Here is a 22495-nt window from a genome sequence, read left to right as displayed (position 1 = left end):
CTAACACTGAAACGCTGTTTTCGCACTCTTCCCATGCAAAATGCGTGACAAAAAAAAACCCGCCACCAAAAGGTGACGGGCTTGCGTACGAAATTCGAGCTAAAAAAGCGACGAATTACGCCTGCTGGTTCATCAGCTCGTTGAAGGAAGTGGCTTTTTCAGTCACTTTCGCTTTCGCCAGAACGGCTTCAACAGCCTGCTCTTCCAGAGCGACGTTACGCATGTTGTCCATCAGCTCTTTATTTTTGCTGTAGAACTCAACCACTTCTTTCGGATCTTCGTAAGCAGAAGCCATCTCTTCGATCAGGCCTTTAACGCGATCTTCGTCAGCTTTCAGTTCGTTGGTGCGAATCACTTCGCCCAGCAGCAGACCAACAACTACGCGACGCTTAGCCTGTTCTTCGAACAGTTCACGCGGCAGTTCCAGAGCTTGTTTCTCGTTGCCGCCGAAACGCTGTGCAGCCTGACGACGCAGAACGTCGATTTCGCTGTCGATCAGCGCAGCCGGAACGTCGATGTCGTTAGCTTTTACCAGACCTTCGATCGCCTGAGACTTAACGCGGTTACGCACAGCGCCTTTCAGCTCGCGTTCCATGTTTTTGCGTACTTCAGCGCGCAGACCTGCTACGGAACCATCTTCAACGCCGAAACGTTTGATGAATTCTTCAGTCAGTTCCGGCAGTTCGCGTTCTTCAACTTTCTTCAGGTTGATAACGAACTTAGCGGCTTTACCTTTCAGGTTTTCAGCGTGGTACTCTTCCGGGAAAGTCACGTCGATAGTGAACTCTTCGCCAGCTTTGTGGCCTTTAACGCCTTCTTCAAAGCCTGGGATCATACGACCCTGGCCCATCGCCAGTACGAAGTCAGACGCTTTGCCGCCTTCGAACTCTTCGCCGTCTACAGAACCGGTGAAGTCGATGGTTACACGGTCTTCTGCATCAGCAGCGCCGTCTTTGTCTTTCCAGGTAGCCTGCTGCTTACGCAGGGTATCCAGCATCACGTCAACGTCAGCGTCGGTGACTTCAACAACCGGTTTTTCAACTTCGATTGCTTCCAGACCAGTCAGCTCAACTTCCGGGTAAACTTCGAACTCTACCGCGTAAGTAAAATCTTCACCCAGTTTGTATTCGCCCGGAACGTAGTTCGGTGCGCCAGCCGGATTGATTTTTTCTTTGATGATCGCGTCAACGAAGTTGCGGCTCATCAGGTCGCCCAGAACGTCCTGGCGAACAGATGCGCCATAACGCTGAGCAACAACATTCATCGGTACTTTTCCTTTGCGGAAACCGTCAATACGCACTTTCTTCGCTACGTTGACCAGCTCGCTTTTCACAGCGGTCTCGATGCTGTCAGCAGCGATAGTAATCGTTACACGGCGGCCAAGGCCTTGAGTGGTTTCAACTGAAACTTGCATCTTGTTACCTCAAAAAATCACAGTGCTCGGTCAACTCTTCTCCGCAAGCACAGGTTGTTGGCTTCGCGGAACTGGGATGTTCTCATAAGCAATCACATTCCCTGTCGTCAGAATCATCCCGAAGACATTCCGAAAAATAAGACGCGCATTATAGCGGCATCACTTTTATGAGTCGAGAACGGTTATCGCGCGTTGCTGCGGCTTTTTTCACAATTCCCGGCTAATTTTTGTCTGAATACTGTACGACTGCCCCAGAATTCAGACAAAACAAAACGGCCCGCAGGCCGTTTTCACATAATCTGTAGCAACATACTGGAAAAGCGTCGGTTGTTGCAAATCCGTTTTACGCGATGCTTCCCGCCCCACGACACGGAGGCGATGCAAAAATCGTATCCTGCAACGCTTCCCACTCCTTAATGGTGTAGGTATGCAGGGCAAGAGCATGAACGGTTGTGGAAAGCTCCGCCGTTAACGTGCTGTAAATCATCCGATGACGATTAAGAAAACGTTCACCTGTAAAGCGATCGCTAACCAGCACAACCTTAAAGTGGCTTTCAGAACCAGCCGGGACATTGTGACGATAGCTTTCATCCACAACTTCGAGGAACACGGGTTCGAACGCTGCCCTTAATTTTTCTTCTATTTGCTCACGAATCATCATGAAATTTTCCTCCGACAACGCTGAGATGTCACCCATCCCTTTAAATACTAGCCGCTTTTACCGTTTTCATTACACCTTAGCAACAAAAAATTAGCGCTTGTCTGATTTTCTCAGCCAAACGGATGAAGTTCACTGAATCCTCACTTCGATTTATTGCAAAAAGTCCGTTTATGGTCTCCACAAAGTCATAAAACGGACAACACAATGAATTTACATGCGTTACCCACTTCCCCTCATCGTTGGCGATGTTATGATGGCGGGAATTTTCTCTAACCATACAATTTAGATTCGCTGAGAGCCCTGGCATGTTTAAAAAAATCCTCTTCCCGTTAGTCGCGATGTTCATGTTAGCTGGATGCGCAACGCCGCCGACCACTATTGAAGTCTCCCCGAAAATTACCCTGCCACAGCAGGATCCAAGCCTGATGGGCGTGACCGTTAGCATCAACGGTGCCGACCAGCGTCAGGATCAAGCGCTGGCAAAAGTCACCCGCGACAACCAGTTGGTTACGCTGACTGCGTCCCGCGATCTGCGCTTCCTGCTGCAAGAAGTACTGGAAAAACAGATGACCGCACGCGGTTATATGATTGGACCAAACGGCGCTGTAAACCTGCAAATCATTGTTAGCCAGCTGTACGCTGACGTGTCTCAGGGTAGCGTGCGCTATAACATTGCCACCAAAGCAGATATCGCCATCATTGCGACCGCTGCTAACGGCAACAAAATGACCAAAAACTACCGCGCAAGCTATTCTGTTGAAGGCGCACTGCAGGCCTCTAACAAAAATATCGCTGACGCCGTTAACAGCGTGCTGACCGACACCATCGCTGATATGTCTCAGGACACCAGCGTTCACGATTTCATCAAGCAGAACGCTCGTTAATTTCTGCCCATATGGCCCGGCGTTCGTCGGGCCTATAGAAGCCCATGTCCAGTCATTACTTACGTATTTTTCAGCAACCACGCTCAGCTATCCTGCTTATTCTGGGGTTCGCCTCCGGTTTACCGCTCGCACTCACCTCCGGTACGCTTCAGGCGTGGATGACGGTCGAGAATATCGATCTTAAAACCATCGGTTTCTTTTCCCTGGTAGGTCAGGCCTACGTATTTAAGTTTCTCTGGTCCCCGTTGATGGACCGTTACACGCCACCGTTTTTAGGTCGACGTCGCGGCTGGCTGCTGGCGACCCAGGTGCTGTTGTTAATTTCTATCGCCGCGATGGGCTTTCTGGAGCCTGGCACACAGTTACGCTGGATGGCCGCACTCGCAGTGGTGATCGCTTTTTGCTCGGCCTCGCAGGATATCGTCTTTGATGCCTGGAAAACCGACGTGTTGCCCGCAGAAGAGCGCGGCACCGGCGCTGCTATCAGCGTGCTGGGCTATCGATTAGGGATGCTGGTTTCAGGCGGACTGGCCCTGTGGATGGCCGATCGCTGGCTGGGCTGGCAAGGGATGTACTGGCTGATGGCAGCGCTGTTGATTCCTTGTATCATCGCCACCCTGTTAGCACCTGAACCGACTGACACCATTCCGGTACCTAAAACGCTGGAACAGGCGGTTGCGGCTCCGCTGCGCGACTTCTTTGGTCGTAACAACGCCTGGCTTATCCTGCTGCTTATTGTGCTGTATAAGCTCGGGGATGCCTTCGCCATGAGCCTGACCACCACCTTTTTGATCCGCGGCGTTGGATTTGATGCGGGTGAGGTTGGTGTGGTGAATAAAACGCTCGGGCTTCTGGCAACCATCGTTGGTGCATTGTACGGCGGGATCCTGATGCAGCGCCTTTCGCTGTTCCGCGCATTGCTGATATTTGGCATTCTGCAAGGGGCGTCAAATGCAGGCTACTGGCTATTGTCCATCACTGACAAACACATGTTCAGTATGGCGGCTGCCGTCTTCTTTGAAAACCTGTGTGGCGGAATGGGCACAGCGGCGTTTGTCGCTTTATTAATGACGCTGTGCAATAAGTCCTTCTCAGCGACCCAGTTCGCCCTGCTATCCGCGCTTTCAGCCGTTGGTCGCGTTTATGTTGGCCCGGTGGCGGGTTGGTTTGTCGAAGCACACGGCTGGCCGACGTTTTATCTGTTCTCCGTGTTTGCCGCGATCCCCGGCCTCATACTGCTGCTGGTATGTCGCCAGACCCTGGAACATAGCTGGCAAAATGAAAGCTTTATTCCGCGTACGGAATTTCGTGGAGCGTACAGTCTGGCATTAATGACGTTGGTAGTAGGCTGCTGCCTGCTGCTGGCTTGGCTGCTGCTGTTAACCATGAATGCGCTGGATTACACCAACTTCTCCTTCCTGCCGGAACTGCTTGAAGTCTCGGTGGCGGTCGCGGTCTGCGGGGTGATTTTTGGCGGATTGCTGGATTATCTGGCTCTGCGCAAAAACCGTCTGGCATAAAAAACCGTATTAATAAGCCGTTGTAATCACCTTGCGTAATTATAACGGCTAAATAAACAACAATTGATAAAAATAATATTTGTTATTTTGTGCGCCAAAGAATTTGGAAATTATTGACGCCTTTTATATATTTTATTTTCCTTACTCGATTCAGCCACTACAGATTTATTTTTTGTTCCCAAATTGTCTTTTTATTGATAATCAATTGTTAAACAATTGTTTTATTTTCGTATTGGTTATACCAATTGCCCTCAGCCTGTCCCCTACCTGCCTGCTTTCGTTATAACGTGATGTTGCAACAGGTTCTTAAAGTCAAAGCGACATATATTGCAACATATGTGACATGCACGGCAGAACCCAGTAACACAGATCCAAGGATGTTTACAGTAATGTAACCTTCCCGTAAAATGCCCTCACACTTTAAACGCCACCCGGTCCCGTGGAATTGAGGTCGTTAAATGAGACTCAGGAAATACAATAAAAGTTTGGGATGGTTGTCATTAATTGCAGGCACTGCGTTACTCAGTGGCTGTAATTCTGCGCTGCTTGACCCTAAAGGACAGATTGGACTGGAACAACGTTCACTGATACTGACGGCATTTGGCCTGATGTTGATTGTCGTTATTCCTGCCATCTTGATGGCTGTTGGTTTTGCCTGGAAGTATCGTGCAAGCAATAAAGATGCGAAGTACAGCCCGAACTGGTCACACTCCAATAAAGTGGAAGCTGTGGTCTGGACGGTGCCGATCTTAATCATCATTTTCCTTGCCGTTCTGACCTGGAAAACCACTCACGCTCTTGAGCCAAGCAAACCGCTGGCGCATGACGAGAAGCCCATTACCATCGAAGTGGTTTCCATGGACTGGAAATGGTTCTTCATCTATCCGGAACAAGGTATCGCTACCGTGAATGAAATCGCCTTCCCGGCGAATACTCCGGTTGAGTTCAAAGTGACATCCAACTCCGTGATGAACTCCTTCTTTATCCCGCGTCTGGGTAGCCAAATTTATGCCATGGCCGGTATGCAGACTCGACTGCATCTGATCGCCAACGAAGTCGGTACTTATGATGGTATCTCCGCAAGCTATAGCGGACCAGGCTTCTCCGGTATGAAGTTCAAGGCTATCGCAACAAAGGACCGCGCCGAATTCGACCAATGGGTTGCTAAAGCTAAACAGTCCACGAACACCATGAGCGACATGGCTGCGTTCGAGAAAGTGGCTGTGCCAAGCGAATACAACCAGGTGGAATACTTCTCCAACGTGAAACCCGATTTGTTTAAAGATGTTATTAACAAATTTATGGCTCACGGTAAGAGCATGGACATGACCCAACCCGAAGGTGAGCACAACGCACACGAAGGCATGGAAGGCATGGACATGAGCCACGCGGAATCCGCTCACTAAGGGGCCGAGGAAGAATACGATGTTCGGAAAATTGACGCTGGATGCAGTGCCGTTCCATGAACCCATTGTCATGGTTACGATCGCTGCCATTATCATCGGTGGTGCGGCCTTACTGGGCCTAATCACTTACTTCGGTAAGTGGACCTACCTGTGGAAAGAGTGGCTGACTTCGGTTGACCACAAACGCCTTGGCATCATGTATGTCATTGTTGCAATCGTCATGTTGATTCGTGGCTTTGCCGACGCCATCATGATGCGTAGTCAGCAAGCGCTGGCTTCTGCAGGTGAAGCGGGCTTCTTGCCACCTCACCACTACGACCAGATCTTCACGGCTCACGGCGTGATTATGATCTTCTTCGTGGCAATGCCATTTGTTATCGGTCTGATGAACCTGGTGGTTCCACTGCAGATCGGTGCACGTGACGTTGCATTCCCGTTCCTGAACAACCTGAGCTTCTGGTTCACCGTTGTCGGCGTAATCCTGGTTAACCTGTCTCTGGGCGTGGGTGAATTCGCGCAGACCGGTTGGCTGGCGTATCCGCCGCTCTCGGGAATAGAGTACAGTCCAAGCGTCGGGGTCGATTATTGGATATGGGCAGTCCAGTTGTCCGGTATTGGTACAACCCTGACCGGTATCAACTTCTTTGTGACCATCATTAAGATGCGTGCACCAGGAATGACCATGTTCAAGATGCCGGTATTCAGCTGGGCGTCTCTGTGCGCGAACATCCTGATTATCGCCTCTTTCCCAATCCTGACGGTTACCGTCGCGTTGCTGACCCTGGATCGCTATCTGGGTACCCATTTCTTTACCAACGATATGGGCGGCAACATGATGATGTACATCAACCTGATTTGGGCCTGGGGCCATCCGGAAGTGTATATCCTGGTTCTGCCGGTCTTCGGGGTGTTCTCCGAAATCGCAGCAACCTTCTCACGTAAACGTCTGTTTGGTTACACCTCGCTGGTGTGGGCAACCGTGTGTATCACCGTTCTGTCGTTCGTTGTTTGGCTGCACCACTTCTTCACCATGGGTGCAGGCGCTAACGTAAACGCCTTCTTCGGTATTACCACCATGATTATCGCCATCCCGACAGGGGTGAAGATCTTCAACTGGCTGTTCACCATGTATCAGGGCCGTATCGTATTCCACTCAGCGATGCTGTGGACGATTGGCTTTATCGTGACCTTCTCAGTTGGCGGCATGACCGGCGTACTGTTGGCGGTTCCGGGTGCAGACTTCGTACTGCACAACAGTCTGTTCCTGATTGCGCACTTCCATAACGTTATCATCGGCGGCGTCGTATTTGGCTGCTTCGCAGGTATGACCTACTGGTGGCCAAAAGCGTTTGGCTTCACGCTGAACGAAACCTGGGGTAAGCGCGCATTCTGGTTCTGGATCATCGGCTTCTTCGTGGCATTTATGCCGCTGTACGTGCTGGGCTTCATGGGTATGACCCGTCGTCTCAGCCAGCAGATTGACCCACAGTTCCATCCGATGCTGGTCGTTGCCGCCTGCGGTGCCGCGCTGATTGCATTGGGTATCCTGTGCCAGCTGATTCAGATCTACGTTTCTATTCGCGACCGCGAGCAGAACCGTGACCTGACCGGTGACCCATGGGGTGGTCGTACGCTGGAGTGGGCAACCTCTTCCCCGCCTCCGTTCTATAACTTTGCCGTTGTGCCGCACGTTCACGAGCGTGATGCCTTCTGGGAAATGAAAGAAAAAGGTGAAGCGTACAAGCAGCCTGCGCACTATGAAGAAATTCATATGCCGAAGAACAGCGGTGCCGGTATCGTCATTACCGCCTTCGCAACACTGTTTGGTTTCGCCATGATCTGGCATATCTGGTGGCTGGCGATTGCAAGCTTCGCAGGCATGATCATCAGCTGGATTGTGAAAAGCTTTGATGAAGACGTCGATTACTACGTGCCGGTCCCGGAAGTCGAAAAACTGGAAAACCAGCATTTCGATGAGATTACTAAGGCAGGGCTGAAAAATGGCAACTGATACTTTAACGCACGCGACTGCCCACGCGCACGAACACGGGCACCACGATGCAGGCCAGACCAAGATCTTCGGATTCTGGGTCTACCTGATGAGCGACTGCATTCTGTTCTCTATTCTGTTTGCAACCTATGCCGTTCTGGTGAACGGCACCGCAGGTGGCCCAACAGGTAAAGACATTTTTGAACTGCCGTTCGTTCTGGTTGAAACATTCCTGCTGTTATTCAGCTCCATTACTTACGGCATGGCAGCGATTGCCATGTACAAGAACAACAAGAGCCAGGTTATCTCCTGGCTGGCGTTGACCTTCTTGTTCGGTGCCGGATTCATCGGGATGGAACTCTATGAATTCCATCACCTGATTGTTAACGGCATGGGCCCGGATCGTAGCGGTTTCCTGTCTGCGTTCTTCGCGCTGGTCGGCACGCACGGTCTGCACGTCACCTCCGGTCTTATCTGGATGGCGGTTCTGATGGTGCAAGTCGCTCGTCGCGGCCTGACCAGTACTAACCGTACCCGCATCATGTGCCTGAGCCTGTTCTGGCACTTCCTGGATGTGGTATGGATCTGTGTGTTCACTGTTGTTTATCTGATGGGGGCGATGTAATGAGTCATGCTAACGAGAGCGGCGGCGCATCCCATGGCAGCGTAAAAACCTACATGACAGGTTTTATCCTGTCGATCATCCTGACGGTCATTCCGTTCTGGATGGTGATGACAGGTTCTGCCTCTCCGGCCGTCATTCTGGGAACTATTCTGGCAATGGCAGTGGTACAGATTCTGGTGCACCTGGTGTGCTTCCTGCACATGAATAGCAAATCTGATGAAGGTTGGAACATGACGGCCTTTGTCTTTACTGTGCTAATCATCGCCATCCTGGTTGTGGGCTCCATCTGGATTATGTGGAACCTTAACTACAACATGATGATGCACTAAGAGCGGCGATTATGATGTTTAAGCAATACCTGCAAGTAACGAAACCAGGCATCATCTTTGGCAACCTGATCTCGGTGATTGGGGGGTTCCTGCTGGCCTCGAAAGGCAGCATTGATTATCCCCTGTTTATCTACACGCTGGTTGGGGTGTCACTGGTTGTGGCGTCGGGTTGTGTATTTAACAACTACATCGACAGGGATATCGACAGGAAGATGGAGAGGACCAAAAACCGCGTGCTGGTTAAAGGTCTGATTTCCCCTGCGGTCTCACTGGTATACGCCACCCTGCTGGGTATTGCTGGCTTTATGCTGCTGTGGTTTGGCGCGAACCCTCTGGCCTGCTGGCTGGGGGTAATGGGCTTCGTGGTCTATGTGGGCGTCTATAGCCTGTACATGAAGCGCCATTCCGTTTATGGCACGCTGATTGGCTCACTCTCCGGCGCTGCGCCGCCGGTGATTGGCTACTGCGCCGTAACCGGTGAGTTCGATAGCGGTGCGCTGATTCTGCTGGCTATTTTCAGCCTGTGGCAGATGCCGCACTCTTACGCGATTGCGATTTTCCGCTTTAAGGATTATCAGGCTGCCAACATCCCAGTACTGCCGGTGGTGAAAGGCATTTCAGTCGCGAAAAACCATATCACGCTGTATATCATCGCATTTGCTATCGCCACGCTGATGCTAACCCTGGGCGGCTATGCAGGTTATAAATACCTGATTGTTGCTGCGGCGGTGAGCGTCTGGTGGTTGGGCATGGCGCTGCGCGGTTATAAAGTGGAAGATGACAAAGTCTGGGCGCGCAAGCTGTTCGGTTTCTCCATCATCGCCATTACCGCGCTTTCCGTGATGATGTCCGTCGACTTTATGGTGCCAAACTCGCAGAACCTGCTGACTTACGTCTGGTAAGTTAATCGTCACATCTTCTATGCCGGATGGCGGCTGACGCCTTATCCGGCCTACAAAAAAGCACATTGCTTGTAGGCCGGATAAGATACGTGAGTATCGTCATCCGGCATTTTCGTTTCCAGCCGACTCCCCTCACAACCCCAACATTTGTTAATAAAGCGCATATTTACCCAGCCTGCTTAGCGCTTTACACTAGGCGCGAAATTAATACAGAGGTGGGAATGAACGATTACAAAATGACGCCCGGTGAGTTGCGCGCCACCTGGGGTTTAGGGACCGTATTCTCGTTGCGCATGCTTGGCATGTTTATGGTTCTACCGGTTCTGACCACGTACGGTATGGCGCTACAGGGCGCCAGCGAAGCGTTGATTGGCCTTGCCATCGGCATTTACGGCCTGGCGCAAGCCGTCTTCCAGATCCCCTTTGGTCTGCTCTCTGACCGCATTGGTCGTAAGCCGCTTATTGTCGGCGGACTGGCGGTATTCGTTCTCGGCAGCGTGATTGCTGCCCTCTCCGATTCAATCTGGGGCATTATTCTTGGTCGCGCATTGCAAGGTTCCGGAGCAATTGCCGCGGCCGTGATGGCGCTGCTTTCCGACTTAACCCGCGAGCAAAACCGCACCAAAGCGATGGCGTTTATCGGCGTCAGCTTTGGTATCACCTTTGCCATTGCGATGGTGCTGGGGCCAATCGTTACCCATGCGCTGGGGCTCCACGCGCTGTTCTGGATGATTGCCGCCCTTGCTACCACGGGTATCGTGCTGACCATTTGGGTCGTTCCCAATAGCACCAGCCACGTACTAAACCGTGAATCGGGCATGGTAAAAGATAGCTTCAGCAAAGTGCTGGCGGAGCCCAAACTGCTGAAGCTCAATTTCGGCATTATGTGCCTGCACATTTTGCTGATGTCCACTTTCGTCGCGTTACCAGGACAACTGGCGAAAGCCGGTTTCCCCGCCGCAGAACACTGGAAAATTTATCTGGTGACGATGCTGCTATCCTTTGTTTCCGTGGTGCCGTTCATCATTTACGCCGAAGTGAAGCGCAAGATGAAACGCGTGTTCCTCGCCTGCGTGTTACTGATCCTTATTGCAGAGATTGTATTGTGGAGCGCTAACGTGCGTTTCTGGGGCCTGATTGCGGGGGTGCAGATTTTCTTCCTCGCCTTCAACCTGATGGAAGCTCTCCTCCCCTCGCTTATCAGCAAAGAATCGCCTGCGGGTTACAAAGGCACGGCAATGGGTGTTTACTCCACCAGCCAGTTTCTTGGCGTGGCGATTGGCGGTTCGCTCGGCGGTTGGGTGGTTGAAATGTTTGATGGTCAGGCCGTATTTCTGGCCGGTGCGCTGCTGGCGGCAGTTTGGTTGATTGTGGCAAGCACAATGAAAGAGCCGCCGTATGTCAGCAGCCTGCGTGTGGAAATTCCACCAGAAATTGCCGCAGATGACACGCTAAAGCAGCGTCTGCTGGCGAAAGAAGGGATAAGCGAAGTGTTAATTGTGGCGAAAGAGCATTCGGCCTACGTGAAAATCGACAGCAAAGTCACCAATCGATTTGAGGTTGAGCAGACCATCAGCCAGACGTGATGATTACCGGATGGTAACTAACGTCTCGTCCGGCCTACAAATAGCGTGTGCGACCTGTAGGCCGGATCAGGCATTACGACTTAATCACGGAAGTTTTTAAACTGGAACGGCTGGCCGAGATCACCACCGCGAACCAGCGCCATGACGGATTGCAGATCGTCACGCGCCTTACCGGTCACACGAATTTCTTCACCCTGAATCTGCGCCTGCACCTTCAGCTTGCTGTCTTTGATCAGCTTAACGATTTTCTTTTGCACCGCGCTTTCAATGCCCTGCTTCAGCTTAGCTTCAACAAACCAGGTTTTACCGCTGTGCACGAAAGTTTCTGGTACGTCCAGCGAGGTGCCTTCAATACCGCGTTTCAGCAGCTTGGCACGCAAAATATCCAGCAGCTGATTAACCTGAAAATCAGACTCGCTCAGCACCTTAATCGTCTTATTTGACTCATTCAGCTCAAAAGTGGCTTCAACGCCACGAAAATCAAAGCGTGACTCGACTTCACGGCTGGCGTTATCCACCGCGTTACGGGCTTCCTGAAGATCAACTTCAGAGACAATATCGAAAGATGGCATCTTTTCCTCTCCCTTCATTTTTGATGCGAAGCATAATACCTGCAAAGTTACTCAACAGACAGCGCTATACTAGGCTGTATCCTTTCATTGTACGTGGTAGCGACATCTGCGAACAATAATAGGGTGCGGTCGATATGGATTAACACCTGGTGCTGTTGCAGGTGAGGAGGAAGAATGAAAATTACCGTACTGGGATGTGGAGCGTTAGGACAGCTATGGCTTACAGCGCTGTGCAAACATGGACATGAGGTGCAAGGGTGGCTGCGCGTACCGCAACCCTACTGCAGCGTAAACCTGATCGACACGGATGGCTCAGTTTTTAATGAATCCCTGACGGCAAACGACCCCGACTTTTTGGCAAAAAGCGACCTGCTGCTTGTCACCCTGAAGGCCTGGCAAGTTTCTGATGCGGTAAAAGGCCTGTCTGCAATTCTGCCTGAAACCACGCCCATTCTGCTTATTCACAACGGCATGGGAACGATTGAAGAGTTACATAACATTAAGCAACCCTTGCTGATGGGTACCACCACCCACGCAGCACGCCGTGACGGGAACGTCATCATTCATGTCGCTCAGGGAACAACGCGTATTGGGCCGGCGCGTGAGCAAGACGGCGATTTCAGCTATCTGGCTGAAACCCTGCAAGAGGTGCTGCCGGACGTCGCCTGGCACAACACCATTCGCGCCGAGCTGTGGCGCAAGCTGGCCGTCAACTGCGTCATTAACCCGCTGACCGCATTATGGGATTGCCCAAACGGTGAGCTACGCCATCATCCTGAAAAAATAGCGCTCATCTGTGAGGAAGTGGCAGCGGTGATCGAACGCGAAGGCCACCACACATCAGCGGATGATTTACGCTATTATGTCGAGCAAGTGATTGACAGTACGGCGGAAAATATCTCATCTATGCTGCAGGACATTCGCGCCATGCGTCATACCGAGATCGACTACATTACCGGTTATTTGTTAAAACGTGCACGCGCGCACGGCATCGCCGTTCCGGAAAATGCCCGCCTGTTTGAAATGGTTAAAAGAAAGGAAAGTGAGTATGAGCGCTCAAGCACTGGTATGTCTCGCCCCTGGTAGTGAAGAAACCGAAGCGGTTACTACTATCGATCTACTGGTTCGCGGCGGAATTAAGGTCACAACCGCCAGCGTCGCCAGCGATGGCAACCTGACGATCGTGTGCTCGCGCGGTGTGAAACTGCTGGCGGATGCGCCATTAGTCGAAGTTGCTGACGGCGATTTCGACATTATCGTACTGCCGGGCGGTATTAAAGGCGCCGAGTGTTTTCGCGACAGCCCTCTGCTGGTCGAAACCGTGAAGCAGTTTCATCGCTCCGGACGCATTGTCGCGGCAATCTGTGCCGCGGCTGCCACCGTCCTCGTCCCACACGACATTTTTCCCATCGGCAACATGACCGGCTACCCGGCGCTGAAAGACCAAATCCCCGCTGATCAATGGCAGGACAAGCGCGTCGTATGGGATCCGCGCGTCAACCTGTTAACCAGCCAGGGACCGGGAACCTCAATCGATTTCGGTTTGAAAATCATTGATCTTCTGGTCAGTCGTGAAAAGGCTTACGAAGTTGCATCACAACTGGTGATGGCAGCGGGAATCTATAACTACTACGAGTAAATCTTCAGGCCACTCCCTTATAAGGAATCATAATGAAAGGATATCTGAGTGGAGTGGCTTTATTGCTCCTTTCCGGTTATGCCACAGCGACGCAACTCGACATAAAGAGTATTGAGTATCGCTATCCCGGAAGCACTGAAATGCAATATCGCGTGCCATGGTTTTCCTCGACGGATAACCCCAAGGTTGCGAAACGTATTAACGATTATATTTTCGCAACCTTTATCAATCAGCTACCGGGTAATACTCCGCAGGCCACAGTAAACCAGTTTGCGAAATCAGCCATGAATCCCACCGCAAACCTTAACTACACGGTTGAATTTCGCGACGAAAAAATCCTGACCATGAATATGTTTGTCGAAGGCTGCGGAGCGTATTGCGAATCGTACAATGTACCGCTCAGCTTCGATTTAGCCAACGGCGCGGCAATTACCCTCAACGACCTCTTTTCCCGTTCTACGATGGCCGAATTAAATACTCGCATCAGAAAAGATATCCGTGGCCAAATCGACACATTTGTTGATGCGCATAAATCGCAAACACCAGAACAAATAAAAGAAGAGAAAGGTGAAGTTTTTAACTACGCCGAATTCTACGCATCGTGCGCAACCTACACCGACGGTTTGTACTACATCGACAAATTCTCCCTGCAAAAAGACCATCTGGCCTTCCTGAACGGACGCTGTAGCAACCACGCCAGCCGCGCACTCGACGAGTTGGGTGATTTCACCACGAAAATTCCAACCGCGGAACTGCAAAATCGGCTCACGCCGTACGGCCAGTATCTGACTGGAGCAAAGAGTACAACACAGGTTTCGCCAGCGCCCGGCATTGACGGCAAAGTCATGTACGGCACGCTGGGAAAAAGCATGCGTATTGTGTTGAAGGTGGACTGCAAATACGGTGATTTTTTTGAAGGGGCTTACTTTTACCAGAAATTTGGCGCACCGATTGAATTAACCGGCAAATGCGATACAGCCGACAATCAACATTATGAACTGAAGACATCTGCTGCTGAACAAGCGCAAGAGAAGATAACGCTGGAGTTAAAAGACGGTGTCTATCAAGGCGTCTGGGAGTCGAACGGGAAGACGCTTCCTGTGCGTTTTGAATAATATCGTTGCATTGCCGGATGGCGGCGTAACCGCCTTATCCGGCCTACAACACGGTGTTTACTCAATTACGGGCGATACACCTTCACGTTCTCAAAGCCCTGCTCGCGCAGATAAAGCGCCTGCAGGCGGCTCATCACCCCGCGTTCACACCACAGCAGCCAGGTTTTGCTCTGGTCCAGATCGCCGAATTTGGTGCTCAGCTTGTAGAACGGCAGAGAAACGACGTCCACGCCGTCAACCTTCAGCGGTTTATCATCCTGTTCATCCACAGAACGGATATCCAGGATCACATCGTTCGGGCCGAAACCGCTCACGGTTTCCACTTCTACCACGGTTTGCTGCGTCTGCTGGGCGATATCGCGAATATCAATATTATTCGCTTCTTCAACCACTTTATCGAGGATAGAGAAATCGAAGTTTTCTTCTTCGGCCTCAATCTTCGATTTGATCGCTTTCACCGTCGGGCTTTTTGAAATTACACCGCAGTATTCCGGCATGGTACGAGCAAAATCCTCGGTGCCAATTTCACGCGCCAGATTGATGATGTGCTCTTTATCATGGGAGATAAGTGGGCGCAGGATCAGGGTGTCTGATACGTTATCGATCAAACGCAGGTTGGTCAGCGTCTGACTGGACACCTGGCCCAGTGCTTCACCGGTTACCAGCGCCTGTACGCCGTAGCGCTCAGCGACTTTCGACGCCGCGCGAACCATCATACGCTTGAGAACCACGCCCATCTGGCCGTCATCAACTTTCTCCAGGATCTCACCGACCACCGGTTCAAAGTTGATAGCAACAAAACGCACGCGATGCGAACTACCGAAGCGATTCCACAGGTAATGCGCCACCTGGCGAACACCGATTTCATGCGCTGCCCCGCCAAGGTTGAAGAAGCAGTAGTGCACGCGGCAGCCGCGACGCATCAGCATGTAGCTGGACACGCCGGAGTCGAAACCACCGGAGATCAGCGACAGTACGTCTTCCTGCGTACCAATCGGGAAACCGCCAATACCTTCATAGCGGCCTTTAACCAGCAACAGACGGTCGTTTTCGATTTCAAGATTAACCGTCACGTCCGGCTTCGTCAGCTTCACGCGCGCGGATTCAATATGCTGGTTCAGTCCACCGCCAACATAACGTTCCACCTCAATGGAGCTAAACTCATGCTTACCACGACGCTTAACGCGTACGCAGAAGGTTTTACCTTCCAGTTGATCGCGATACTGCACCAGTGCTTTCTCGAAAATATCGTGCATATCGGTAAACGGCACGTCTTCTACTTCGAGAATGTGGTGGATCCCCGGAATACGGGTCAGCGCGTCGCGAATGTCCAGACGCTGGCTTTCATCTTTAGCGCGAACCTCAACGTGATCCCAGTGACGGACAACGGCAAGGTCTTCATCATAGTGCTTTAAAACGTTACGAATGTTCCCTGTCAGAATTTTTATAAAGCGCAAACGCACAGATTGGCTTTTGATGGTGATTTCTGGGAACAATTTAATGATAAACTTCATGGCGGCAATGGTTCTTAGGCAAGTCTGAATGACTTGTAATGGAAAAAAATACAGCAGCCCATACCCGCGACTGCATCCAGGCGCGCAAGTATATCACCATCACGCGGCTACTGTGCACATTGCGCGTTATTTGCTTATCAGTGCGAGTCCGTTACCATAGTCTTGTGCTGCCAATACAGAGAGTCAGACATTCATTATGCCGAAGAAAAATGAAGCGCCCGCCAGTTTTGAAACCGCGCTGAGCGAGCTGGAACAAATTGTTACCCGTCTGGAAGGCGGCGACCTGCCGTTAGAAGAAGCGTTGAACGAATTCGAACGCGGCGTACAGTTGGCGCGTCAAGGACAGGTCAAATTGCAACAGGCTGAACAGCGCGTACAAATCCTGCTGTCAGATACTGAAGACGCGGCCCTTACGCCTTTTACACCGGATAATGAGTAAATGGATTTTACGCAGCAGCTACAGGCTTGCGTTGAGCAGGCCAACCAGGCACTGAGCCGTTTTATCGCGCCACTGCCCTTTCAGAACACTCCCGTGGTCGAAACCATGCAATATGGCGCATTATTAGGCGGTAAACGCCTGCGCCCGTTCCTGGTGTATGCGACCGGTCAGATGTTTGGTGTCAGCCTGAGTACGCTTGATGCTCCCGCTGCCGCCGTCGAATGCATTCACGCCTATTCGCTGATGCACGATGATTTACCCGCGATGGACGACGATGACCTGCGCCGCGGTCTGCCGACTTGCCACGTAAAATTTGGTGAGGCAAACGCGATCCTGGCCGGAGATGCGCTGCAAACGCTGGCATTCTCCATTATCAGCGACGTTCCAATGCCGGAAGTATCTGACCGTGACCGCATCGCGATGATCTCTGAACTGGCTCAGGCCAGCGGTATCGCCGGTATGTGCGGCGGTCAGGCGCTGGATCTGGAAGCTGAAGGTCATCAGGTTGAGCTGGATGCGCTGGAGCGTATTCACCGCCATAAAACCGGGGCATTGATTCGCGCCGCCGTACGTCTGGGAGCATTAAGCGCAGGCGATAAAGGGCGAGAATGCCTGGCAATACTCGACAAATACGCAGAAAGCATCGGTCTGGCCTTCCAGGTTCAGGATGACATCCTGGATGTGGTAGGCGATACTGCAACATTGGGTAAACGTCAGGGTGCTGACCAGCAGCTTGGCAAAAGTACCTATCCTGCACTTCTGGGTCTTGAGCAAGCCCAGAATAAAGCCCGGGATTTAATCGAGGATGCCCGCCAGTCGCTAAGTTTGCTGGCCGCACAGTCACTCGATACCTCGGCACTGGAAGCGCTAGCGGACTACATAATCCAGCGTGATAAATAAACCAACATATCCCATGAGCTTGCGATGAGTTTTGATATAGCCAAATACCCGACCCTGGCGCTGGTCGACTCCACCCAGGAGTTACGTCTGCTGCCAAAAGAGAGCCTGCCAAAGCTTTGCGACGAACTGCGCCGCTATTTGCTCGACAGCGTAAGCCGTTCCAGCGGGCACTTCGCCTCTGGTCTGGGCACGGTGGAACTCACCGTCGCGCTGCACTATGTCTACAATACCCCGTTTGACCAGTTAATCTGGGATGTAGGACATCAGGCTTACCCGCACAAAATACTGACCGGACGCCGTGATAAAATCGGCACCATTCGTCAGAAAGGCGGTTTGCATCCGTTCCCGTGGCGCGGTGAGAGCGAGTATGACGTACTGAGCGTTGGGCACTCTTCAACCTCCATCAGCGCAGGTATCGGTATTGCGGTTGCCGCTGAGAAAGAAGGCAAAGAACGTCGTACCGTATGTGTGATTGGCGACGGCGCTATCACCGCCGGGATGGCGTTTGAAGCGATGAACCACGCAGGCGATATTAAGCCCGACATGCTGGTTATCCTCAACGACAATGAAATGTCGATTTCAGAGAACGTTGGCGCGCTGAACAATCATCTGGCGCAACTACTCTCTGGCAAACTCTACTCCTCGCTACGCGAAGGAGGGAAAAAAGTCTTCTCCGGCGTACCGCCGATTAAAGAGCTGCTCAAACGTACCGAAGAACACATCAAAGGCATGGTTGTGCCGGGTACGCTGTTTGAAGAACTGGGATTTAACTATATCGGTCCGGTGGACGGTCACGACGTGCTGGGGCTTATCACCACACTGAAGAACATGCGCGATCTGAAAGGCCCGCAGTTCCTGCACATCATGACCAAAAAAGGTCGTGGTTACGAGCCAGCAGAAAAAGATCCAATCACCTTCCACGCGGTACCAAAATTCGATCCGTCCAGCGGATGCCTGCCGAAAAGCAGCGGCGGCCTGCCGAGCTATTCAAAAATCTTCGGTGACTGGCTGTGCGAAACCGCGGCGAAAGACAATAAGCTGATGGCAATCACCCCGGCGATGCGCGAAGGCTCCGGTATGGTGGAATTTTCACGTAAGTTTCCGGACCGCTACTTCGATGTGGCGATCGCCGAACAGCACGCGGTGACGTTTGCTGCCGGTCTGGCGATTGGCGGCTATAAGCCGGTCGTGGCTATTTACTCGACCTTCCTGCAGCGCGCCTACGATCAGGTGCTGCATGATGTCGCCATCCAGAAACTGCCTGTTCTGTTCGCCGTTGACCGGGCAGGAATTGTTGGCGCAGATGGACAAACCCATCAAGGGGCGTTCGATCTTTCCTTCCTGCGCTGCATCCCGGAAATGGTCATTATGACCCCGAGTGATGAAAACGAATGCCGTCAGATGCTGTTCACCGGCTATCACTACAACGACGGTCCAACGGTCGTGCGTTATCCGCGAGGTAACGCGGTGGGCGTAGAGTTGACCCCGCTGGAACAACTGCCTATCGGGAAAGGTATAGTGAAACGTCACGGGGAGAAAGTGGCAATTCTCAACTTCGGTACCCTGATGCCGGAAGCCGCTCAGGTCGCAGAGTCGATGAACGCCACGCTGGTCGATATGCGTTTTGTGAAACCCCTGGATGAAACGTTGATCCTTGAAATGGCTGCCCAACACGAGGTGCTGGTTACCATTGAAGAGAACGCCATTATGGGTGGTGCTGGCAGCGGTGTAAACGAAGTGCTGATGGCCCATCGTAAGCCCGTCCCGGTGCTGAACATTGGCCTGCCAGACTTCTTCATCCCGCAGGGAACTCAGGATGAAGCTCGCGCCGATCTGGGTCTGAATGCCGTCGGAATTGAGGCCAAAATCAAGGCCTGGCTGGCATAAACCCCTCCCCGCTCCTGCTATGCTTAATTCATCACGAGCTAAGTAGGAGTGGATTGATGAAATACAACATCTTAGGAAAAACCGACCTACGGGTCTCCCGCCTTTGCCTGGGCTGCATGACGTTTGGCGAGCCTAATCGCGGCAATCACGCCTGGACGCTACCTGAAGAAAGCAGCCGCCCGATAATCAAACACGCCCTTGAGGGCGGCATTAACTTTTTCGATACCGCCAACAGCTACTCCGCTGGCAGTAGCGAAGAGATTGTCGGTCGCGCGCTGCGTGATTTCGCCCGCCGCGAAGATGTCGTGGTCGCTACCAAGGTTTTTCACCAGGTTGATGATTTAGCAGAAGGATTATCCCGCGCACAAATCCTGCGCTCAATCGACGACAGCCTCAGACGTCTGGGTATGGACTATGTCGACATCCTGCAAATTCACCGCTGGGATTACAACACACCTATTGAAGAAACCCTGGAAGCGCTGAACGACGTCGTGAAAGCCGGTAAAGCGCGCTATATCGGCGCCTCCTCCATGCACGCTTCGCAGTTTGCTCAGGCGCTGGCCTTACAGAAGCAACACGGCTGGGCGCAGTTCGTTAGCATGCAGGATCACTACAATCTGATCTACCGCGAAGAAGAACGCGAAATGCTGCCACTGTGCTATCAGGAAGGCGTGGCAGTGATCCCCTGGAGTCCGCTGGCACGTGGACGCCTGACGCGCCCATGGGGAGAAACGACAGCACGCCTGGTTTCCGATGAAGTCGGTAAAAATTTGTACAACGAGAGCGATGAAAACGACGCGCAAATTGCCGCACGACTGACCGGTGTCAGTGAGGAACTGGGCGTAACGCGCGCGCAGGTTGCGCTGGCCTGGCTGCTGAGCAAACCGGGGGTGGCAGCGCCGATTATCGGCACATCGCGCGAGGAACAGCTGGATGAGTTGCTCAATGCGGTGGATTTAACGCTGAAGCCGGAGCAGATTGCCGAGCTGGAAACGCCGTACAAACAGCATCCTGTGGTGGGATTTAAATAAGTATTGGCGATGGCTAATTGTAGGCCGGATAAGCATAGCGCATCCGGCACTGATTGCCCGATGGCGCGACGCTTATCGGGCCTACAACAGCCCCCCAAAAGGGTTAAATGATACCTACCGGCCAGTGATGACCGATAAAATACAAAATTCCGGCAGAGAGTATTCCGGCCACAATATCGTCGATCATGATCCCCGTCCCGCCATGCACGTTGCGATCGAACCAACGAATCGGCCACGGCTTCCACATATCCAGAATACGGAAAATCACAAATCCGGCGGCAACCCACTGCCAGTCATTGGTCGGCAGCGCCATCAGGGTAATCCACATCCCGACAAACTCGTCCCAGACAATGCTACCGTGATCGTGCACACCCATATCTTTCGCCGTTTGATGGCACAGATAAACGCCGATACAGATAGATAACATCACCACCAGTGAATACAGCTGCCACGGTAGAAAGGTCATTAAATACCAAAAAGGGATCGCCGCCAGCGATCCCATCGTGCCAGGAACAATTGGGCTCAACCCGCTGCCAAAACCGGTGGCTAACAGGTGCCACGGATTGCGCATACTCAGGCGGCTTTTGGCGACATCTTTTTTAAGGCGCGGCAAAATGGTCATATCCTTTCCAGTCAAACGTGACGGATTTTCCATCGCGCGTAAAGTGAATGCCTTCCACGTCTGCGCTCATCTGCCCAATGCAGGTAAACGCTGCGCCGAGATTTCCCAGCGCCACGTCCAGCGCACCACGGTTAATTTCCGGTACGGTAAAGCATAACTCATAATCTTCACCGCCCGAGAGCGCCCAGCGTAGGGCCTGTTCCGGCTCAACGTGCCGGGCGAATGCCGTGGAGTAAGGCAGCGCATCGACGTTAACCCGCGCGCCACAGCCGCTGGCATTAACGATATGCCCCAGATCAGAAATCAGGCCATCGGAGATATCGATAGCCGCACTGGCCAGATCGCGCAGGGCTTGTCCCTGCAAAATACGCGGCGTGGGACGCAGATGGCGTTTAAGCAGATAGTCTGCGTCTTTTGCATCTCCAACCTGCAACCGATTCTGTAAAATCGCCAGCCCCGCCGCGCTGTCTCCCGGCGTACCGGTAACATAAATCCAGTCCCCCGGCTTCGCACCAGAGCGTTTTAAGGCCCGTCCTACAGGAACGTAGCCATGGATACCCAACGTCATCGACAGTGGCCCACGCGTGGTGTCACCGCCAATCAGCTGCATATCATAGTAATTAAGCAGTTCAAACAGGCCATCACTGAAGGCTTCAAGCCAGGCTTCATCAACGTCAGGTAACGTGAGTGCCAGCGTCAACCACGCAGGATCGGCCCCCATCGCCGCCAGATCGCTCAAATTCACCGCCAGTGCTTTCCAGGCGAGATCGGTGGGATCAATGTCGGGGAGGAAGTGATTGCCTGCCACCAGCGTATCGGTACTGATCGCCAGCGTCTGTTTTTCAGGGATATTCAGGAGTGCGCAGTCGTCACCAATACCGGTTTCGACATCAAGACGAGACGTTCTTACGCGGTCAAAATAACGGGCAATCAGGGAAAACTCGCCGCATGCCATACGTTATGCCTCAGCAGAAAAAAAAGAAAAAGCCGGGGACAGCGGAAACAGGTTCCACCATCCAGCCGGCCTCGGGATTACTTTTTGTTGGGGCGAATCACAGGTGCTGCTTTATCCAGTACGCCGTTCACGAATTTATGGCTATCTTCAGCGCCGAAGGTTTTCGCCAGTTCAATCGCTTCGTTGATGGCCACTTTGTACGGCACATCACTACGTTTAGACAGTTCAAACAGCGCAATACGCAGTACGGCTTTTTCTACCTGACCCAGCTCTTCTAACAGACGAGACAGGTAAGGCTTCATTAATCCATCCAGGTACGCGCTGTTAGTCGCCACCCCGGACAGCAGTTCACGGAAATACAGAACGTCGACATCTTTAACGTCCTGTTCCGCCAGGAACTGGTATTCAACATCAGCGATGTCGTTCTGGGACAACTGCCAGGAGTAGAGCGCCTGGACGGCACACTCACGGGCGCGGCGACGAGCAGCAGGTTTCACGGATTTC

22 protein-coding genes are annotated in these 22495 nt (G+C 52.3%); 15 read left to right on the top strand and 7 right to left on the bottom strand.

Annotation, left to right across the window (positions count from 1 at the left end; genetic code table 11):
• Window positions 1–115 precede the first annotated feature (115 nt).
• Both tig and bolA read right to left on the bottom strand, forming a co-directional pair.
• Window positions 116–1414 carry a trigger factor gene (gene tig / locus E6P06_RS09465; protein WP_003021622.1) on the bottom strand — a complete coding sequence of 433 codons (1299 nt, stop codon included), beginning with the start codon at window positions 1412–1414 and terminating at the stop codon, window positions 116–118.
• Between the two features lie 343 nt (window positions 1415–1757).
• Window positions 1758–2075, bottom strand: a complete 318-nt coding sequence (bolA, locus tag E6P06_RS09455) for a transcriptional regulator BolA (RefSeq protein ID WP_003021619.1) — start codon at window positions 2073–2075, stop codon at window positions 1758–1760.
• Between the two features lie 305 nt (window positions 2076–2380).
• On the opposite strand from bolA, the gene E6P06_RS09450 reads away from it, so the two are divergent.
• The 8 genes from E6P06_RS09450 to E6P06_RS09415 all read left to right on the top strand — a co-directional run bounded on the left by E6P06_RS09450 (window position 2381) and on the right by E6P06_RS09415 (window position 11317).
• On the top strand, window positions 2381–2959 hold the full coding sequence (locus tag E6P06_RS09450; protein ID WP_003021617.1) for a lipoprotein: 579 nt from the start codon (window positions 2381–2383) through the stop codon (window positions 2957–2959).
• 44 nt (window positions 2960–3003) lie between these two features.
• The gene (gene ampG, locus E6P06_RS09445) at window positions 3004–4479 is read left to right on the top strand and encodes a muropeptide MFS transporter AmpG (protein ID WP_016149701.1); all 1476 of its coding nucleotides are present in this window, start codon (window positions 3004–3006) and stop codon (window positions 4477–4479) included.
• A gap of 458 nt (window positions 4480–4937) precedes the next feature.
• Window positions 4938–5885: a cytochrome o ubiquinol oxidase subunit II gene (gene cyoA / locus E6P06_RS09440; RefSeq protein ID WP_003021613.1), complete on the top strand. Its 948-nt coding sequence runs from the start codon at window positions 4938–4940 to the stop codon at window positions 5883–5885.
• Window positions 5886–5904: 19 nt separating this feature from the next.
• Window positions 5905–7896 carry a cytochrome o ubiquinol oxidase subunit I gene (cyoB, locus tag E6P06_RS09435; RefSeq protein WP_003021610.1) on the top strand — a complete coding sequence of 664 codons (1992 nt, stop codon included), beginning with the start codon at window positions 5905–5907 and terminating at the stop codon, window positions 7894–7896.
• A complete protein-coding gene (locus tag E6P06_RS09430; protein ID WP_003831007.1) occupies window positions 7886–8500 on the top strand; it encodes a cytochrome o ubiquinol oxidase subunit III in 615 nt (204 codons plus the stop codon). The genes cyoB and E6P06_RS09430 overlap by 11 nt, the downstream gene beginning before the upstream one ends.
• Window positions 8500–8829 carry a cytochrome o ubiquinol oxidase subunit IV gene (locus tag E6P06_RS09425; RefSeq protein WP_003021607.1) on the top strand — a complete coding sequence of 110 codons (330 nt, stop codon included), beginning with the start codon at window positions 8500–8502 and terminating at the stop codon, window positions 8827–8829. Before E6P06_RS09430 ends, E6P06_RS09425 begins: the two co-directional genes overlap by 1 nt.
• Window positions 8830–8840: 11 nt before the next feature.
• Window positions 8841–9731, top strand: coding sequence for a heme o synthase (gene cyoE / locus E6P06_RS09420; protein ID WP_003835956.1), 891 nt, complete (start codon window positions 8841–8843; stop codon window positions 9729–9731).
• A 221-nt stretch (window positions 9732–9952) separates the two neighbouring features.
• Window positions 9953–11317 (top strand): MFS transporter, encoded by a 1365-nt coding sequence (locus E6P06_RS09415; RefSeq protein WP_139935156.1) that lies wholly within the window; start codon window positions 9953–9955, stop codon window positions 11315–11317.
• Window positions 11318–11397: 80 nt separating this feature from the next.
• Here E6P06_RS09415 and E6P06_RS09410 read toward each other — a convergent pair whose 3' ends face one another.
• Window positions 11398–11889, bottom strand: a complete 492-nt coding sequence (locus E6P06_RS09410) for a YajQ family cyclic di-GMP-binding protein (RefSeq protein ID WP_003831002.1) — start codon at window positions 11887–11889, stop codon at window positions 11398–11400.
• Window positions 11890–12063: 174 nt separating this feature from the next.
• Between E6P06_RS09410 and panE the strand changes: the two genes are divergently transcribed.
• Genes panE through E6P06_RS09395 form a run of 3 tightly spaced genes read left to right on the top strand, consistent with a single transcriptional unit; the run spans window position 12064 to window position 14643 of the window.
• On the top strand, window positions 12064–12975 hold the full coding sequence (gene panE, locus E6P06_RS09405; protein WP_003021593.1) for a 2-dehydropantoate 2-reductase: 912 nt from the start codon (window positions 12064–12066) through the stop codon (window positions 12973–12975).
• Entirely contained in the window at window positions 12938–13528 is a 591-nt protein-coding gene (gene yajL, locus E6P06_RS09400) for a protein deglycase YajL (protein WP_003835959.1), read from the top strand. The genes panE and yajL overlap by 38 nt, the downstream gene beginning before the upstream one ends.
• Window positions 13529–13560: 32 nt before the next feature.
• Entirely contained in the window at window positions 13561–14643 is a 1083-nt protein-coding gene (locus tag E6P06_RS09395) for a hypothetical protein (protein WP_032941217.1), read from the top strand.
• A gap of 65 nt (window positions 14644–14708) precedes the next feature.
• On the opposite strand, the gene thiI is transcribed toward E6P06_RS09395, so the two are convergent.
• On the bottom strand, window positions 14709–16157 hold the full coding sequence (gene thiI / locus E6P06_RS09390; protein WP_003835961.1) for a tRNA uracil 4-sulfurtransferase ThiI: 1449 nt from the start codon (window positions 16155–16157) through the stop codon (window positions 14709–14711).
• Between the two features lie 196 nt (window positions 16158–16353).
• Here thiI and xseB point away from each other — a divergent pair, with 196 nt between their 5' ends.
• Genes xseB through yajO form a run of 4 tightly spaced genes read left to right on the top strand, consistent with a single transcriptional unit; the run spans window position 16354 to window position 20414 of the window.
• Window positions 16354–16596: an exodeoxyribonuclease VII small subunit gene (xseB, locus tag E6P06_RS09385; RefSeq protein WP_003021586.1), complete on the top strand. Its 243-nt coding sequence runs from the start codon at window positions 16354–16356 to the stop codon at window positions 16594–16596.
• Window positions 16597–17496, top strand: coding sequence for a (2E,6E)-farnesyl diphosphate synthase (ispA, locus tag E6P06_RS09380; protein ID WP_139935155.1), 900 nt, complete (start codon window positions 16597–16599; stop codon window positions 17494–17496).
• Between the two features lie 24 nt (window positions 17497–17520).
• Window positions 17521–19383, top strand: a complete 1863-nt coding sequence (gene dxs, locus E6P06_RS09375; protein ID WP_032936978.1) for a 1-deoxy-D-xylulose-5-phosphate synthase — start codon at window positions 17521–17523, stop codon at window positions 19381–19383.
• Window positions 19384–19439: 56 nt separating this feature from the next.
• Entirely contained in the window at window positions 19440–20414 is a 975-nt protein-coding gene (gene yajO, locus E6P06_RS09370; protein WP_003847594.1) for a 1-deoxyxylulose-5-phosphate synthase YajO, read from the top strand.
• A gap of 103 nt (window positions 20415–20517) precedes the next feature.
• On the opposite strand, the gene pgpA is transcribed toward yajO, so the two are convergent.
• From pgpA to nusB, 3 genes are all read right to left on the bottom strand, one after another.
• Window positions 20518–21036 carry a phosphatidylglycerophosphatase A gene (gene pgpA / locus E6P06_RS09365; protein ID WP_003021578.1) on the bottom strand — a complete coding sequence of 173 codons (519 nt, stop codon included), beginning with the start codon at window positions 21034–21036 and terminating at the stop codon, window positions 20518–20520.
• Window positions 21014–21991: a thiamine-phosphate kinase gene (thiL, locus tag E6P06_RS09360; RefSeq protein ID WP_003835968.1), complete on the bottom strand. Its 978-nt coding sequence runs from the start codon at window positions 21989–21991 to the stop codon at window positions 21014–21016. The genes pgpA and thiL overlap by 23 nt, the downstream gene beginning before the upstream one ends.
• Before the next feature lie 77 nt (window positions 21992–22068).
• A complete protein-coding gene (nusB, locus tag E6P06_RS09355) occupies window positions 22069–22488 on the bottom strand; it encodes a transcription antitermination factor NusB (protein WP_000801129.1) in 420 nt (139 codons plus the stop codon).
• Between the last annotated feature and the right edge of the window lie 7 nt (window positions 22489–22495).

The organism is Citrobacter sp. CF971, assembly GCF_006385635.1.
In the GTDB taxonomy this organism is placed as follows: Bacteria; Pseudomonadota; Gammaproteobacteria; order Enterobacterales; family Enterobacteriaceae; genus Citrobacter; species Citrobacter freundii.
This window is presented reverse-complemented; position numbering and strand designations above follow the sequence as displayed.

Coding starts and splice junctions, on each gene's coding strand:
- E6P06_RS09415 (WP_139935156.1), top strand. CDS start 9,953: ATGAACGATTACAAAATGACGCCCGGTGAGTTGCGCGCCACCTGGGGT.
- tig (WP_003021622.1), bottom strand. CDS start 1,414: ATGCAAGTTTCAGTTGAAACCACTCAAGGCCTTGGCCGCCGTGTAACG.
- xseB (WP_003021586.1), top strand. CDS start 16,354: ATGCCGAAGAAAAATGAAGCGCCCGCCAGTTTTGAAACCGCGCTGAGC.
- cyoB (WP_003021610.1), top strand. CDS start 5,905: ATGTTCGGAAAATTGACGCTGGATGCAGTGCCGTTCCATGAACCCATT.
- E6P06_RS09395 (WP_032941217.1), top strand. CDS start 13,561: ATGAAAGGATATCTGAGTGGAGTGGCTTTATTGCTCCTTTCCGGTTAT.
- pgpA (WP_003021578.1), bottom strand. CDS start 21,036: ATGACCATTTTGCCGCGCCTTAAAAAAGATGTCGCCAAAAGCCGCCTG.
- E6P06_RS09425 (WP_003021607.1), top strand. CDS start 8,500: ATGAGTCATGCTAACGAGAGCGGCGGCGCATCCCATGGCAGCGTAAAA.
- ampG (WP_016149701.1), top strand. CDS start 3,004: ATGTCCAGTCATTACTTACGTATTTTTCAGCAACCACGCTCAGCTATC.
- cyoE (WP_003835956.1), top strand. CDS start 8,841: ATGATGTTTAAGCAATACCTGCAAGTAACGAAACCAGGCATCATCTTT.
- cyoA (WP_003021613.1), top strand. CDS start 4,938: ATGAGACTCAGGAAATACAATAAAAGTTTGGGATGGTTGTCATTAATT.
- yajL (WP_003835959.1), top strand. CDS start 12,938: ATGAGCGCTCAAGCACTGGTATGTCTCGCCCCTGGTAGTGAAGAAACC.
- ispA (WP_139935155.1), top strand. CDS start 16,597: ATGGATTTTACGCAGCAGCTACAGGCTTGCGTTGAGCAGGCCAACCAG.
- thiL (WP_003835968.1), bottom strand. CDS start 21,991: ATGGCATGCGGCGAGTTTTCCCTGATTGCCCGTTATTTTGACCGCGTA.
- E6P06_RS09410 (WP_003831002.1), bottom strand. CDS start 11,889: ATGCCATCTTTCGATATTGTCTCTGAAGTTGATCTTCAGGAAGCCCGT.
- thiI (WP_003835961.1), bottom strand. CDS start 16,157: ATGAAGTTTATCATTAAATTGTTCCCAGAAATCACCATCAAAAGCCAA.
- E6P06_RS09430 (WP_003831007.1), top strand. CDS start 7,886: ATGGCAACTGATACTTTAACGCACGCGACTGCCCACGCGCACGAACAC.
- panE (WP_003021593.1), top strand. CDS start 12,064: ATGAAAATTACCGTACTGGGATGTGGAGCGTTAGGACAGCTATGGCTT.
- dxs (WP_032936978.1), top strand. CDS start 17,521: ATGAGTTTTGATATAGCCAAATACCCGACCCTGGCGCTGGTCGACTCC.
- yajO (WP_003847594.1), top strand. CDS start 19,440: ATGAAATACAACATCTTAGGAAAAACCGACCTACGGGTCTCCCGCCTT.
- bolA (WP_003021619.1), bottom strand. CDS start 2,075: ATGATGATTCGTGAGCAAATAGAAGAAAAATTAAGGGCAGCGTTCGAA.
- E6P06_RS09450 (WP_003021617.1), top strand. CDS start 2,381: ATGTTTAAAAAAATCCTCTTCCCGTTAGTCGCGATGTTCATGTTAGCT.